Here is a 14,823-nt window from a genome sequence, read left to right as displayed (position 1 = left end):
AGTATTTCAGTGCTCGCCGGACGCCGTGTCCGGTGCGCAAGGTTGCGGGTTCGTGAGAGCGGCCACCACGCGCTCCATCTGCATGAAGCGCGAGCCTTTCACGAGGATCGTTGCCGTTGCGCCGTAACCGGCGCTGGCGAGCGCGCGAACCAGCTCGCTCGCATCGGCGGCGTGCAATGCACCTGCGCCGAATGCCGCCGCGGTGTCGCGCGCGGCGTCGCCGAGGGTGTAGAGCGCGTCGATGCCGCGCTCCTTCGCGTAGGCGCCCACTTCGCGGTGGAACGCGGGACCGTCTTCGCCGACTTCGCCCATGTCGCCGAGCACCAGCACGCGCGGCGATGCGTGCGAGGCCAGCACGTCCACGGCCGCGCGCACGGAATCGGGATTCGCGTTGTAGGTGTCATCGATCACGAGCGCGCCCGCAAGTTCCCCAAGCGCCGCGCGTTTGACCTGCAAGCGGCCCTTGACCGGCTGGAACGCTTCGAGGCCGCGGCGGATCGCGTCGAGCGAAACGCCGGCCGCGAGCGCCGCCGCCGTGGCCGCGAGCGCGTTGTGCGCGTTGTGTGCGCCGAGCACCTGGAGCTCGACTTCGAGATGGCCTTCGGGCGTGGCGATCGCGAGGCGATTGGCGCCGGCGTCCTTGCCCGCGCTGGGCACCTGCTTGCCCGTCACCGCCGCTTCCACCGCGCGCTCGTCGGTATGCAGCGCGAAATCGAGCACCCGCGAGCCCGTCGCCGCGACGCGCCAGATACCCGCGTAGGCGTCATCGGCGGGAAACACCGCGGTGCCTTCGGGCTCGAGCGCGTGAATCGCGCTCGCATGCTCGAGCGCGACGGCTTCCACCGTCGCCATGAATTCCTGATGCTCGCGCTGCGCGTTGTTCACCACCGCGACGGTGGGTTCCGCGAACTTCGCGAGCAATTCCGTCTCGCCCGGATGATTCATGCCGAGCTCGACCACGGCCAGCTTGTGCGCGGCGCCAAGGCGCAGCAGCGTGAGCGGCACGCCGATGTCGTTGTTCAGGTTGCCCGCCGTCGCGAGCCGCGCGTCTTCGCCCACGGCCGCCGCGAAGATCGACGCGATCATCTCCTTGACCGTGGTCTTGCCGTTGCTGCCCGTGACCGCGACGAGCGGCATCGTGAAGCGGCGGCGCCAGCCGAGCGCGAGCGCGCCGAGCGCCGTGCGCGTGTCGTCCACGCGCAGCGCCGGCATGCGCCAGTCGCCGGGGCTGCGCGACACGAGCGCCGCGCTCACGTGGCGCCCCGCCACTTCGGAGAGGAAGTCGTGCGCGTCGAAACGGTCGCCCTTGAGCGCGACAAAAAGATCGCCGGGACCGGCCGTACGGCTGTCGGTTGCGATGCGCTCGAAGGAGGCGTTCTCGTCGCCGAGCACGCTCGCGCCGGGAATCAGCGCCGCTGCTTCGCGCAGGGTAAGCATGGTCATTCACCGCCTCCGCGCCCATGCCGATCCGAGGTCGGCCGGGCTGCGAGAGCAAGCCGCGCGTGGTCCTGATCCGAGAACGCGCGCTTCTTGCCCATGATTTCCTGAGTGGCCTCGTGCCCCTTGCCGGCCAGCACGACGACGTCTTCCTTTGCCGCGCCGCGCACCGCCTGCAGGATCGCGCTCGCGCGGTCCTCGATGCGGCGCGCCTTCGCGGGCTCGCGCATGCCGCCCGCGATCTGGTCGATGATCGCCGCGGGCGATTCGCCGCGCGGGTTGTCGCTCGTGACGACGACCTGGTCGGCTAGGCGCTCGGCGATCGCGCCCATCAGCGGACGCTTGGTGGCATCGCGGTCGCCGCCGCAGCCGAACATGCAGACGAGCTGGCCGCCGCGCGCCGCTGCGATCGGGCGCAGCGCGTCGAGGGTCTTTTCGAGCGCATCGGGCGTGTGCGCGTAGTCGATCACGACGAGCGGCTCGTCGTGATCGGTGCGGCCGCCCAGGCGCTCCATGCGGCCGTTCACGGGCTGCAGCTTCGCGAGTTCGTTAAGCGCCGCGACGAGCGGCACGTTCGCCGCCAGCAACGCGCCGAGCACGCCCAGCAGGTTGCTCACGTTGAACAGACCGAGCGTCTGCACTTCGACGTTGGCCTCGCCCCAGTCCGACGTTTCCAGATGGAACGCCGTGCCCGTGGCAGTCGCGCGCACGTCGTTCGCGCGCAGCCACGCATCGGCGGCGGGCAGGTCGGCGGCGGGCGTCGCTACGCCATAGGCGATCGTGCGCAGCTTGCCGCGCGTGGCGGCCAGGAGGCGCCGGCCCGCTGCGTCGTCGGCGTTGATCACCGCCGCGTGCAGGCCCGGCCACGCGAACAGCCGCGCCTTCGCGGCCTCGTAGGCTTCGAAGGTGCGGTGGTAGTCGAGGTGGTCCTGCGTGAGATTCGTGAAGACCGCGATATTGAACGAAGTCCCGTTCACGCGCCCCTGGTGCAGCGCGTGCGACGACACTTCCATCGCCACGGCCTGCGCGCCCTCCCGGCGCAGCTGGGCGAGCGAGCGCTGGAGCTGCGGCGCGTCCGGCGTCGTGAAACCGGTATGCACGAGCTGGCCCGGAAAACCGCTGCCGAGCGTGCCGACGATCGCGCACTTCTGGCCGATCGCCGTGAGCGCCGAGGCGACCCACTGGCTGCACGAGGTCTTGCCGTTCGTGCCGGTCACGCCGACCACGAGCATCGCATCGCTCGGGTTGCCGTACCAGCCGCTCGCGATTTCACCGGCGAGCACGTCGAGCTGCGGCACGGCCAGCACGTTCTGCGCGTTTTGGGCCTGCGCCACGTCGAACGGGCCCGCATAGCCTTCCGGCTGATACACGACCGCCGCCGCGCCGCGCGCGAGCGCGCTTTCGATATGCGAGCGGTTATCGGCGCCTTCCACGGCGTAGGCGAGAAAAACATCGCCCGCTTTGAGCGAGCGCGTGTCGGCGTGCAGATCGGCTTCGGGCGCGACGCGCGCGCGCAGCCACGCGAGCGCGTCCGCGATCTGCCGGTGCGCGGGATGCTGGGTGCGCGTGGCGCTCATCGGACGACTCCGGGACGGTTTTTCGCGTTGTCGGCGACGGTCATGTGACGCGCGGCGACGGGGCTCTTGCCCACGGGTCCCGCGAGACGCTTCGCCGCAGTGGAGGGCGCAGCAGGCGCGGCCGGCGCGTTGGCGGCGGCCGCCGCCGAAGCGCTGTCGTCCGAGACGACGAGCTGCTTGACCGGCATGTCGGGCGGCACGTTGAGCGTGCGCAGCGTGTCGCCGACGATGCCCGAGAACACCGGACCCGACACCGCGCCGCCGAAGTGGCTGCCGGCCGTTGGCTCGTCGACCGTCACCGCGACCACGATGCGCGGATTCGGCATCGGCGCCATGCCGACAAACGACGCGCGGTACTTCGAGTGGTCATAGCCGTGCGGGCCGTGCTTGTACGCCGTCCCCGACTTGCCGCCCACGCGGTAGCCCGGCACCGCCGCGTCGGGCGAGGTGCCGTCCTTCGACACCACGCTTTCGAGCATCGTGCGCACTTCGCGCGCCGTGGTGGGCGAAAAGACCTGCGTACCGACCACGGGCTGGTTGTCGCCGGGGTGGCGGAAGATCGTGACCGGCAGGATCTGGCCGTCGTGCGCGATGGCCGTGTAGGCGCGCGCGAGCTGGAACAGCGAGACCGAGAGGCCATAGCCATACGACATGGTCGCCTGCTCGATGCGGCGCCAGCTTTTCCACGGACGCAGACGGCCCGCCGCCGCGCCGGGGAACCCGACCTTCGGCGCCTGCCCGAGACCGATGCTGGTATACATGTTCCACATTTCTTCGGGCTTGAGCGTCATGGCGATCTTGGTCGCGCCGATGTTGCTCGACTTCTGGATCACGCCGCCCACGGTGAGCACCCCGAACGCAGCGTCGTCGGTGATGGTCGCGCCGTCGAGCGTAAAGTGGCCCCCGCCCGTATCCACCAGTGTAGTCGGCGAGACGCGATGCAAATCGAGCGCCAGCGAGATCGTGAACGGCTTCATGATCGAGCCCGGCTCGAACACGTCGGTCAGGATACGGTTGCGCAGCTGCTCGCCCGTGAGGTGCGAGCGGTCGTTCGGGTTGTAGGTCGGATAGTTCACGAGCGCGAGCACTTCGCCCGTGCGCACGTCCACCACCATCGCAGCTCCTGCCTTGGCCTTGAACTTCTCCACCGCGGCCTTCAGGTTCGAATAGGCGATGTACTGGATCTGGCTGTCGATCGACAGTTCGACGTCCTGTCCGTTGTGCGGCACGACCGTTTCGTCGACGTCCTCGACGATGTGGCCCATGCGGTCCTTGATGACGTGGCGAATCCCGGGCACGCCCGCGAGGATCTTCTGGTCGGAGAGCTCCACGCCTTCCTGACCCTCGTCTTCCACATTGGTAAAGCCGATCAGGTGAGCGGTGACCTGCCCTTCGGGATAGAAGCGCTTGTATTCGTTGCGCTGATAGATCCCGGGAATGTCGAGCGCCGCGACTTTTTGCGCGACGTCGAGCGGCACCTGGCGCTTCACGTAGACGAAGGTCTTGTCTTCGGAGAGCTTGGTGCGCAGTTCCTTGGTGGACATGTCCAGCAGCGTGCCGAGCTGCGTGAGCTTGTCGGCGCCGAGATCGTCGGGCACGTCTTCGGGAATCGCCCAGATCGCGCGCACGGGCAGGCTCGTCGCGAGCACGAGGCCGTTGCGGTCGAGAATCTTGCCGCGCGTGGCGGGCAGCTCGAGCGTGCGCTGATAGCGGCTCTCGCCCTGCTTCTGATAGAACGCGTTGCCCGGCCCCTGAATCCAGAATGCCCGCGCGGCGAGCGCGACGAACGCCATGAACAGCATGAAGACGACGAACTTCGAGCGCCACATCGGCAAGCGCACCGAGAGAATGGGATTCGGCGTAAAGGCGACGCTCTTGCGGTTATTGCCTTTTTTCATCGCGTACCCCCACGGCGGCTTTTCGCAGCAGCAGCGGCGGCCGCGCCCTGAGCCGGCGCGGACGTGGGCACGGGCGCATCGGCGGCGCTGGTGGCGCCCGGCGCGAGAGTCAGGTATTGCGTGCGTCCGGTCGTCACGGCCTGCATCTTGAGCGAATCGGTAGCGATCTGTTCGACGCGCGACGTCCGCGACAGCGCGCTCTGCTGATATTGAAGCTGTGCGTAGTCCTGCTGAAGCTGGCGCTCCTGCGACTGCGCGCGTTGCAACTGGAAAAACATCTGACGCTGCTGATTGGTGGCGTTGACGACCGACAGCGCGCACCCCATGACGACGATCAGCAGGAAAATATTCAGACGGTTCATGGCGTGACGCGCTCCGCAATGCGCATCACGGCGGAGCGGGCGCGCGGATTGGCGGCGACTTCCTCGTCGCTCGCGAACACGCGCCCGAGCAGCTTCAAGGGCGGGCTGGGCAGGTCGACGGCGCGGATCGGCAGACGACGGTCGACCGCGGGCGCGGTTGAATTCGCCTGCATGAACCGCTTCACGATCCGGTCTTCCAGCGAATGAAAGCTGATGACCACGAGCCGGCCCCCCTGCTCCAGCAACGACAATGCTGCTTCTAGTACGACTTGCAGCTCCGCAAGCTCTTGATTGACGTGAATCCGTATAGCCTGAAAGGTGCGGGTTGCCGGGTCCTTACCCTTCTCACGGGTTTTGACGGCGTTAGCCACGATTTGGGCAAGCTCGCCCGTGCTGTCGAGAGGCCCGAGACGGTCGGACTCTGCCCGGCGAGCAACAAGCGCCTTTGCAATCTGAAAAGCAAACCGTTCTTCCCCATAATCTCGAATCACCTCCGTCAGTTCCTGCAACGTGGCCCGCGCGAGCCAGTCGGCAGCGGACTCGCCGCGCGTCGGGTCCATCCGCATGTCGAGCGGACCATTGGCGCGAAAGCTGAAACCGCGCTCCGGGTCGTCGATTTGCGGCGACGACACGCCGAGGTCCAGCAACACACCCGACACACGCCCTACCCCGCGCGCCGCCATGGCGTCGCGCAGTGAAGCAAAACTCTCGTGCACGATCGAAAACCGCGCGTCGCCCACCTGTTCAGCGGTGGCGATCGCAAGCGGATCCTTGTCGAACGCGATCAGACGCCCGGCTTCGGAAAGCCGGCCGAGGATCGCGCGACTGTGCCCGCCGCGCCCGAACGTGCCATCCACATAAATGCCATCCGCGCGCGTGACCAGCGCGTTGACCGCCTCATCGAGCAGCACCGTGCGATGCTGCAATCCCTGTCCCATCGCAGATGCCATAGGTTTTAAACCGCGATCAGAACGTGAAATTCTTCAAAGCGTCGGGCATGCCCTGCGCCATCGCCGCCTGTTCCTTGGCGGCGTAGGTCTGCGCATCCCACAACTCAAAATGACTACCCATGCCAAGCAGCATGACTTCCTTTTCCATTCCTGCTGCCAGACGTAATTCAGGCGAGACGAGCACACGGCCCGCGCTATCGAGATCGACATCGGAGGCGTTGCCGAGAAAAATGCGGCGCCACCAGTGCGCGTCCATCGGCAATGCCGCGACTTTCGCGCGGAACACTTCCCATTCGGGGCGCGGAAATAGCAACAGGCAGCCGTCCGGGTGCTTGGTGATCGTCACCCGGCCTTCTGCCTGTTGTTGCAGCGCGTCCCGATAGCGTGACGGAATCGACATCCGCCCTTTCGCATCGAGTGTGAGCGCCGACGCCCCCTGGAACAATTTGCTCCCCCTCGCGCGGCGCCCGTGGCCGCCCGTCTAAATCTCAGAAAATTTACCCGAATACCCGCCTGAAATCACACAAAAATACACTTTCTCACACTGTCTCCCACTTTAGAGGAACGCCCCACGAGGGTCAAGGTAGCCCGTACGTTTTTTGACGAAATTTATCCGCTAGAACAAGGACTTAGCGGCACTTGTTCAAGTCGCGAGAAAACCAAAAACCGTTATGAATGAAAGAACTAACGGAGGTTGTGAAGGTGATACGTGAAATGCGCGGGTAAAACCAAGGTGTTGCGGGGACTTGGCGGGAATTAATTGGGGCGGTTGAAAGCTGTGAAAGATAAGACTCGCGCGGACCGGTTAAATGCGCCGGTCCGCGACGGTAAATCAAATGTAGTACGCGGTGCGGGTCATGATTTTCGAGGCGGCGCGCATCAGCGAGCGCACCGGCAGCGGCAATTCAACGCCGCCCAGCTCGGTAGCCGATTTCGCATGGGCGATTTCGTCGGTGCGCATCTGCTCGACGATCGCGCGCGACTCGATGTCGGCGGGCGGCAGCGCATCGAGATGGCTGTCCAGATGATGCTCGACCTGGCGCTCGGTCTCGGCCATGAAGCCGAGGCTGATCTTGTCGCCAAGACGCCCCGCGGCGAGGCCAATGGCGAGCGCCCCCGCATACCAGAGCGGATTGAGCAGGCTCGGGCGCGAGTCGAGCGCTTCGAGGCGGCGCGCTGTCCACGCGAGGTGGTCCTCTTCTTCGCGCGCGGCCTGCTCGAACGCCGCCTTGAGCGTGGGCGATCGCGCCGACAGCTTTTGCGCCTGATAAAGCGCCTGGGCACACACCTCGCCCACGTGATTCACGCGCATGAGACCGGCCGCGTGCGCACGCTCGGCAGGCGTCAATTCGCCAGCCTGCTGCGCGGGGACCGCGGTGTCAGGCGCCGCGAACGATTCGGGCGACGCAGCCTCATCCCCGGCAGCAGCCGAAAGATCCGCAGCGGCGACAGAAGTGTCGGAAGTGGCAGAAGGCTGCGGCATGGGCCGCGACATGCGCGACACCCCGGTCATCGAACGCAGGCCCCGATCGAACTCGGTAATCAAATCGTCAAACGTCATCCAACCTCCCTCCATACCGACTGCAAAACAGACCGCGCAAAACCCGACCGACCGGCCGTTCTAAATCACTACAGGAACTCGCATCGTGCCGTCAATCCGGGGCTGCGCCGATTTCAGGCGCATATTTTAGACCATGTTGTGTAAACGAAACAGGTACTTACGTGCCGCCCGGCTTTTCCTTTGTCGCACATAAACGGTTTGTTACATTACGGGCAACTTCTCGCGAAGTTGGACAGCCAGGCCATCGCCAGACAATAAATCGGCCTCGCTACAAGACGCATAAAAGTCGCAAAACACTGGAGATCATTCAATGAAGAAGTCGCTTCTCGCGCTCGCTGCGCTGGGCGCGTTTGCGGGCGTTGCTCACGCCCAGAGCAGCGTCACGCTGTACGGCATCATCGATGAAGGTTTCAACATCAACACGAACTCGGGCGGCAAGCACCTGTACAACCTCTCGAGCGGTGTGTTGCAGGGCAGCCGCTTCGGTCTGCGCGGTGCTGAAGACCTGGGCGGTGGCCTGAAAGCGGTCTTCGTGCTCGAAAACGGCTTCGACGTGAACAGCGGCAAGCTCGGCCAGGGTGGCCTGATGTTCGGCCGCCAGGCTTATGTCGGCCTCTCCAGCGCGCAATTCGGCACGGTCACGCTGGGCCGCCAGTACGACTCCGTCGTCGACTACGTCGGTCCGCTCGAAGCAGGCGACCAGTGGGGTGGCTACATCGCCGCTCACCCGGGCGACCTCGACAACTTCAACAACGCGTACCGCACCAACAACACCATCAAGTTCACGAGCGCCAACTACGCTGGCCTGACGTTCGGCGGCACGTACAGCTTCGGCGGCGTCGCGGGCAACTTCTCGCAGAACCAGATCTGGTCGTTGGGCGCAGGCTACAACAACGGCCCGCTCGTTCTCGGTGTCGGCTACCTGAACGCACGCACGCCGTCGAACGCGGGCGGCCTGTTCGGCAACAACACCGCAACGTCGACCGCTTCGGCCGTTACGACGCCGGTCTACTCGGACTTCACGAACGCGAACACGTACCAGGTCATCGGTGCGGGCGGCGCGTACACGTTCGGCGCAGCAACGATCGGCCTGACGTATTCGAACATCAGCTTCCGCAACCTCGGCGCAAACGGCGTGACGCTCTACCAGCGCGGCGCAAACGCCTCGTTCAACAACGCCGAAGTGAACTTCAAGTACCAGTTCACGCCGGCTCTGCTGGCTGGTCTCGCGTTCGACTACACGGACGGCAACAGCGTCACGCTCGCGAACGGTGCCGACAAGGATGGCGCGAAGTACTACCAATACTCGCTGGGCGCGGACTACTTCCTGTCCAAGCGCACGGACGTCTACATCATCGGCGTGTTTCAGCACGCTTCGGGTACGGATTCGACCGGCCAGCAAGCCGTTGCGGCAATCAACGGCCTCACGCCGTCGAGCAACGACAACCAGTTCACGGCACGCATCGGTATCCGTCACAAGTTCTAAGAAGAACAGCCGTTTCAATCTCGAAGGCGCCTGCGGGCGCCTTTTTTCTTTGGCGCGCGCCCCGCGACTTGCTCCACGCGCCAAAACGAAAGGCCCACCCTTGCGGGCGGGCCTTCGTTACGTGCGGGACAACCGGAAGGATCGCGGGGAATTACGCTGCGCGCGCGTCGCGCAGCTCGCGGCGCAGGATCTTGCCGACGTTGCTCTTGGGCAAGTCGTTGCGGAACTCGATGACCTTTGGCCGTTTATAACCGGTCAGTTGCGTCTTGCAGTATTCGAACACGTCCTTGTCGGTGAGCGCCGGATCCTTCTTCACGATATAGAGCTTCACCGCCTCGCCCGAATGCGGATCGGGCACGCCCACGGCCGCCACTTCGAACACCCCCGGCAGCTTCGCGACCACATCTTCGATCTCGTTCGGATAGACGTTGAAGCCCGAGACGAGAATCATGTCCTTCTTGCGATCGACGAGCTTCACGTAGCCGCGCTCGTTCATCACGCCCACGTCGCCGGACTTGAAGAAGCCGTCCGCGGTCATGACCTTCGCCGTTTCTTCGGGACGCTGCCAGTAGCCCGCCATCACCTGCGGACCGCGAATGCAGATCTCGCCCGCTTCGCCGATGCCGAGCTCGTTGCCGTCGTCATCGCGAATCGAGATTTCCGTCGACGGCAGCGGCAGCCCGATCGTGCCCGTGTACTCGGTCGCGTTGGTCGGATTGCAGGTCACGCATGGTGAGGTCTCCGAAAGACCGTAGCCCTCGACGATCGGCGTATGCGTGCGTTCGTACCAGCGCTTGGCCACGGCTTCCTGCACGGCCATGCCGCCGCCGTTCGCCACCAGCAGATGCGAGAAGTCGAGCTTGTCGAAATCGGCGTGATTGAGGATCGCGTTGTAGAGCGTGTTGACCGCGGGGAAGGTCGTGATCGAATAGCCGCGCAGCTCCTTGATCATGCCGGCAATGTCGCGCGGGTTCGGGATCAGGATGGCGAGGCCGCCCGTGCGCATCGTGAGCAGGCCGCAGACCGTGAGCGCGAACACGTGATAGAGCGGCAGCGCCGCGACCGTCACCGGCTGGGTGCCGGCGGGCAGGCGCGCGATCGCGGGCTGGGTCCAGGCAGACGACTGCAGCACGTTCGCGACGAGGTTGCGATGCAGGAGCGTCGCGCCTTTCGACACGCCGGTCGTGCCGCCCGTGTACTGGAGGGACGCGACGTCTTCGGGCTTCTGCTCGACGGGCTTGAAGCTCAGGCGCGCACCGGCCGAAAGCACGTCGTTGAAGCCGACGTGGCCCGGCAGGCTCCACGCGGGCACCATCTTCTTCACGCGGCGCACGACGTAATTCACGATGAAGCCCTTCGCGGCGCCGAGCAGGTCGCCCATCGACGCCACCACGATGTGCTTCACGCGCGTCTGCGCGACGACCGCCTGCAGCGTGGCCGCAAAATTCTCGAGGATGACGATGGCTTCGGCGCCGCTGTCCTTGAGCTGATGTTCGAGCTCGCGCGGCGTGTAAAGCGGATTCACGTTCACGACGACATAGCCCGCGCGCAGGATCGCGGCGAGCGCGACCGGGTACTGCAGCACGTTCGGCATCATGATCGCGATGCGCGCGCCGGGCGCGATGCCGCGCGACTGGAACCAGGCGGCCAGCCGCTTCGAGAGTTCGTCGAGCTGTCCGTACGTGATGGACTTGCCCATGCACGCAAACGCGGGCTTCGAGCGATTCGCGTCGAAGCTCTCCGCGAGCAGCGCCGTGATGGACGCATATTGGCTCACGTCGATTTCCGCGGGAACGCCGGGTGGGTACGATTTCAGCCAGACTTTATCCATGCGGCGTCTCCTCCTGAATATTTTCGAATGGTCGTGCTAAAACGACGATCGTAGCATGCGATCAGCGTTTTTCTTCCGCGAATCAGCGAGTTAGAAAGGGCACTCGAACTGCAGAGCGCGCGTTTCAGGTCGTGTTTTTAGGGGTTTACGCGCGCTCGACTTCGACGAGGCAGTCGTAAAACGTCGCCGAGCCGCCCAGATCGGTGAGCGCCTGGCTCGTCACTTCGTTCGCGTTGCGGCCGTCCGGCGCGAGCTTCTTCCACCAGATCGACAGACCCACCACGAGGCCTTCGCGCGCCCGGTCGGAGACACGTGCCCGCGCTTGCATCGATCCGCGGTCGTTGAAGATGCGCACCTGATCGCCATCGGCGATGGCTCGACGCGCGGCATCGGCGGGATGGAGGTCGAGATGCGGCTCGCCTTCGGTTGCCCGCAGGCTCTCGACATTCACGAAGGTACTGTTCAGGAAATTGCGCGCGGGCGGCGAAATCATCGCGAGCGGATAGCGCGCGGCCAGCTCGGGCGCGCCATCGGCCGATTCGTACGGCGGCAGATAGTCTGGCAGCGGTTCGAGGCCGGCCTTCGCGAGCGCTTCGCTGTAGAACTCGCACTTGCCCGTGGGCGTGCGAAAACCGCCGTTGGCGAATGGCGCGTCGGCGATATTGAGCTTGAGCCAGCCGTCCTGCTTGAGCTTCGCCCAATCGGCGCCGGCGAATGCGGGATCGCTCCAGTCGAACGCGCGCGCGGCCACTTCCTCGTCGCTCTCGAAGAGCGCCGGCTCGGTGAGGCCCATCGCGCGCGCGATCGAGCGGAAGATCTCGGTGTTCGGACGCGCCTCTCCCACCGGCGCGATGGCCGGCAGATTGGCCATCACGTGCGTATGGCCATAGGACTTGTGCACGTCGAGGTGCTCGAGCTGGGTCGTGGCGGGCAGCAGCAGATCGGCGTAATCGGCGGTATCGGTCTGGAACTGCTCCAAAACGATCGTGAAGAGATCCTCGCGCGCGAAGCCCGCCGCGACCTTCGCCGACTCCGGCGCAACGGCCACCGGATTCGAGTTGTACACGACGATCGCCTCGATCTTCGGACCGAACGTGGCGTCGCCCGCGTGCGTGAGCGCGTCGCCGACCTGATTCATGTTGACGATGCGCGGCTGATGCTTCGGCCAGCCAGGGATCAGGTCGGGACGCTGGAGCGCGTTGCCGTCGACCGGCGCCCAGCCCGACGACGAAAGCAGCACGCCGCCGGCACGCTCGCGCCAGGCGCCCGTCAGCGCCGGCAGGCACGCGATGGCGCGCACCGCATTGCCGCCGCCGCGCACGCGCTGCAAGCCGTAGTTCATGCGAATCGACACCTTGCGCGTGGAGCCGTAGAGGCGCGCGAGATCGACGATGGTTTGCTCCTCGATGCCGCAAATCTGTGCGACGCGCGCGGGCGTATAGGTGAGCGCGCGCGCCTTCAGAGGCTCGAAGCCATGCGTGTGGGCCGCGATGTACGCGTGATCGAGGCGGTCTTCGGCGATCAGCACGTGCATCATGCCGAGCGCGAGCGCGCCGTCGGTGCCCGGCTTCAGCGCGATGTGCTGGTGGCACTTCTCCGCCGTGAGCGAGCGATATGGGTCGATCGCAATCAGCTTCGCGCCGTTGCGCTTGGCCTCTTGCGCACGCGTCCAGAAGTGCAGATTCGAGGCGATCGGATTCGCGCCCCAGATCAGGATCACTTCGCTTTCGGCGAAATACTCGGTGAGCATGCCGAGGCTCGATCCATAGGTGTAGCGCAGGCCCGCTGCGCCCGCCGCTGCGCAGATCGCGCGGTCGAGCCGCGACGCGCCGAGCTTGTGGAAAAAGCGCTGCGCGATGCTGTCGCCTTGCACGAGGCCCATCGTGCCGGCATAGCTATACGGCAGGATCGCTTCGGGCGCGCGCTGCGCGATCTCGCCCAGGCGCGCGGCCGCCATCGCGCAGGCCTCGTCCCAGTTGATCGGCTCGAAGCGCCCTTCCCCCTTGCGGCCGACGCGCTTCATCGGCTGCGTGAGGCGCTTCGGATGGTGCACACGCTCGGCGTAACGGGTCACCTTCGTGCAGAGCACGCCTTGCGTCGGCGGATGATCGGGGTCGCCGCTCACCTTGATGGCCCGGCCGTTCTCGACGGTTACGCGCATCGCGCAGGTGTCGGGGCAGTCGTGGGGACAGACTGCACGGGCAAATTCGGCTCGGGCATTCATGAGGAATCCGTCGGAGGAAGGTGATATCGAGATCGTAATTTTATTATGTCCGGCGGCCGCCGCCGGGGCGCGCCAGCGGGGTTGCCGCGAAAAAAAAGGTTCGGCGTAGAATGGTTCGTCCAGGCCCGCCTTGAAACAACGCGGGCGCCCACTTCCCGAGCACTGTCCGCCATGAAACTGATCCCGGAAATCCAGGCCGCCCAAGGCGAAATTCAGGGCCTACGACGAACGATCCACGCCCACCCGGAACTGCGCTACGAAGAGACCCAAACGGCCGAGCTGGTTGCAGCGAAGCTCGCGGAATGGGGTCTCGAAGTGCATCGGGGGCTGGGAAAAACGGGCGTTGTCGGCATGCTCAAACGCGGCAACGGCACACGAATGGTGGGGCTGCGCGCCGATATGGATGCGCTGCCCATTCAGGAGCTGAACACGTTCGATCATCGCTCGCACAACGACGGGAAGATGCATGCGTGCGGCCACGACGGCCATACGGCGATGCTGCTCGGCGCGGCGCAGCATCTCGCGCGGCATGGTCAGTTCGACGGCACCATCGTATTCATCTTCCAGCCCGCGGAGGAAGGCGGCGCGGGCGCGAAAGCCATGATCGACGACGGGCTGTTCACGCGTTTTCCCGTGGACGCCGTGTTCGGCATTCACAACTGGCCCGGCATGCCGGCGGGATACTTCGGCGTGACCGAAGGACCGATCATGGCGTCGAGCAACGAATTTCGCATCGAGATCAAGGGCGTAGGCTCGCATGCCGCGCTGCCGCACAACGGGCGCGATCCCGTTTTTACCGCGGTACAGATCGCCAATGGGCTGCAAAGCATCATCACGCGCAACAAGAAGCCGCTCGATACGGCTGTGCTGTCGATTACGCAGATCCATGCCGGCGATGCCGTGAATGTGGTGCCGAATACGGCCTGGATTGCGGGGACGGTGCGTACCTTCACAACCGAAACGCTCGATTTGATCGAGACGCGTCTGCGCAAGATCGCCGAGAGCACGGCGGATGCGTACGAGTGCTCCGTCGACGTGACCTTCCATCGCAACTATCCACCGACGGTGAACAGCAGCGCGGAGGCCCAGTTCGCGGCTGAGGTGATGAAGGAAGTCGTGGGCGCCGATCGTGTCGACGATAGCGTCGAGCCGACCATGGGCGCCGAGGACTTCTCGTTCATGCTGCTGGAAAAACCGGGCTGCTATGCGTTCCTCGGCAACGGAGAGGGAGGACACCGCGAGGCGGGTCACGGCGCGGGTCCGTGCATGCTGCACAACGCCAGCTACGACTTCAACGATCAGTTGTTGCCCGTCGGTGCTTCGTACTGGGTGCACCTCGCAACCAAATTCCTGGCCCAGAAGTAGATTTCTCGCTGCTTCAGCGAAAAAGCCGTCCTGTGTTGCTTCCAGGGCGGCTTTTTGGTTTCTGTTGCGGGCGTTGGTTTTTTGTTGTGATTTCGTCCGCTTTTCCGCATGCGTAAACGCCAGAACCCCGGC

General features: G+C 65.1%; 11 protein-coding genes. 2 read left to right on the top strand and 9 right to left on the bottom strand.

The window, feature by feature from the left end; genetic code table 11:
• Positions 1 to 6 precede the first annotated feature (6 nt).
• The 7 genes from U5775_RS32960 to coq7 all read right to left on the bottom strand — a co-directional run bounded on the left by U5775_RS32960 (position 7) and on the right by coq7 (position 7,785).
• Positions 7 to 1,443 carry a UDP-N-acetylmuramoyl-tripeptide--D-alanyl-D-alanine ligase gene (locus tag U5775_RS32960; RefSeq protein WP_322062321.1) on the bottom strand — a complete coding sequence of 479 codons (1,437 nt, stop codon included), beginning with the start codon at positions 1,441 to 1,443 and terminating at the stop codon, positions 7 to 9.
• Positions 1,440 to 3,014: a UDP-N-acetylmuramoyl-L-alanyl-D-glutamate--2,6-diaminopimelate ligase gene (locus tag U5775_RS32955; protein WP_322062320.1), complete on the bottom strand. Its 1,575-nt coding sequence runs from the start codon at positions 3,012 to 3,014 to the stop codon at positions 1,440 to 1,442. Before U5775_RS32955 ends, U5775_RS32960 begins: the two co-directional genes overlap by 4 nt.
• Entirely contained in the window at positions 3,011 to 4,912 is a 1,902-nt protein-coding gene (locus U5775_RS32950) for a penicillin-binding protein 2 (RefSeq protein ID WP_322062319.1), read from the bottom strand. The genes U5775_RS32955 and U5775_RS32950 overlap by 4 nt, the downstream gene beginning before the upstream one ends.
• The gene (gene ftsL, locus U5775_RS32945) at positions 4,909 to 5,274 is read right to left on the bottom strand and encodes a cell division protein FtsL (protein ID WP_322062318.1); all 366 of its coding nucleotides are present in this window, start codon (positions 5,272 to 5,274) and stop codon (positions 4,909 to 4,911) included. The genes U5775_RS32950 and ftsL overlap by 4 nt, the downstream gene beginning before the upstream one ends.
• Positions 5,271 to 6,212: a 16S rRNA (cytosine(1402)-N(4))-methyltransferase RsmH gene (gene rsmH / locus U5775_RS32940; protein ID WP_322062317.1), complete on the bottom strand. Its 942-nt coding sequence runs from the start codon at positions 6,210 to 6,212 to the stop codon at positions 5,271 to 5,273. Before rsmH ends, ftsL begins: the two co-directional genes overlap by 4 nt.
• Positions 6,213 to 6,240: 28 nt before the next feature.
• Positions 6,241 to 6,669, bottom strand: coding sequence for a division/cell wall cluster transcriptional repressor MraZ (gene mraZ / locus U5775_RS32935; protein ID WP_027818006.1), 429 nt, complete (start codon positions 6,667 to 6,669; stop codon positions 6,241 to 6,243).
• A gap of 387 nt (positions 6,670 to 7,056) precedes the next feature.
• Positions 7,057 to 7,785: a 2-polyprenyl-3-methyl-6-methoxy-1,4-benzoquinone monooxygenase gene (coq7, locus tag U5775_RS32930; RefSeq protein ID WP_322062316.1), complete on the bottom strand. Its 729-nt coding sequence runs from the start codon at positions 7,783 to 7,785 to the stop codon at positions 7,057 to 7,059.
• A gap of 310 nt (positions 7,786 to 8,095) precedes the next feature.
• Here coq7 and U5775_RS32925 point away from each other — a divergent pair, with 310 nt between their 5' ends.
• Positions 8,096 to 9,271 carry a porin gene (locus tag U5775_RS32925; protein WP_322062315.1) on the top strand — a complete coding sequence of 392 codons (1,176 nt, stop codon included), beginning with the start codon at positions 8,096 to 8,098 and terminating at the stop codon, positions 9,269 to 9,271.
• A gap of 151 nt (positions 9,272 to 9,422) precedes the next feature.
• Here the strand turns inward: U5775_RS32925 and U5775_RS32920 are convergent, their stop codons facing one another.
• Both U5775_RS32920 and U5775_RS32915 read right to left on the bottom strand, forming a co-directional pair.
• Positions 9,423 to 11,102, bottom strand: coding sequence for a long-chain fatty acid--CoA ligase (locus U5775_RS32920; protein ID WP_322062314.1), 1,680 nt, complete (start codon positions 11,100 to 11,102; stop codon positions 9,423 to 9,425).
• Between the two features lie 145 nt (positions 11,103 to 11,247).
• Positions 11,248 to 13,326 (bottom strand): molybdopterin oxidoreductase family protein, encoded by a 2,079-nt coding sequence (locus U5775_RS32915; RefSeq protein ID WP_322062313.1) that lies wholly within the window; start codon positions 13,324 to 13,326, stop codon positions 11,248 to 11,250.
• A gap of 171 nt (positions 13,327 to 13,497) precedes the next feature.
• On the opposite strand from U5775_RS32915, the gene U5775_RS32910 reads away from it, so the two are divergent.
• Positions 13,498 to 14,691: a M20 aminoacylase family protein gene (locus tag U5775_RS32910; protein ID WP_322062312.1), complete on the top strand. Its 1,194-nt coding sequence runs from the start codon at positions 13,498 to 13,500 to the stop codon at positions 14,689 to 14,691.
• The last annotated feature ends 132 nt before the right edge of the window (positions 14,692 to 14,823 follow it).

It is taken from the genome of Paraburkholderia sp. J63 (assembly GCF_905220245.1).
Classification (GTDB): domain Bacteria; phylum Pseudomonadota; class Gammaproteobacteria; order Burkholderiales; family Burkholderiaceae; genus Paraburkholderia.
This window is presented reverse-complemented; position numbering and strand designations above follow the sequence as displayed.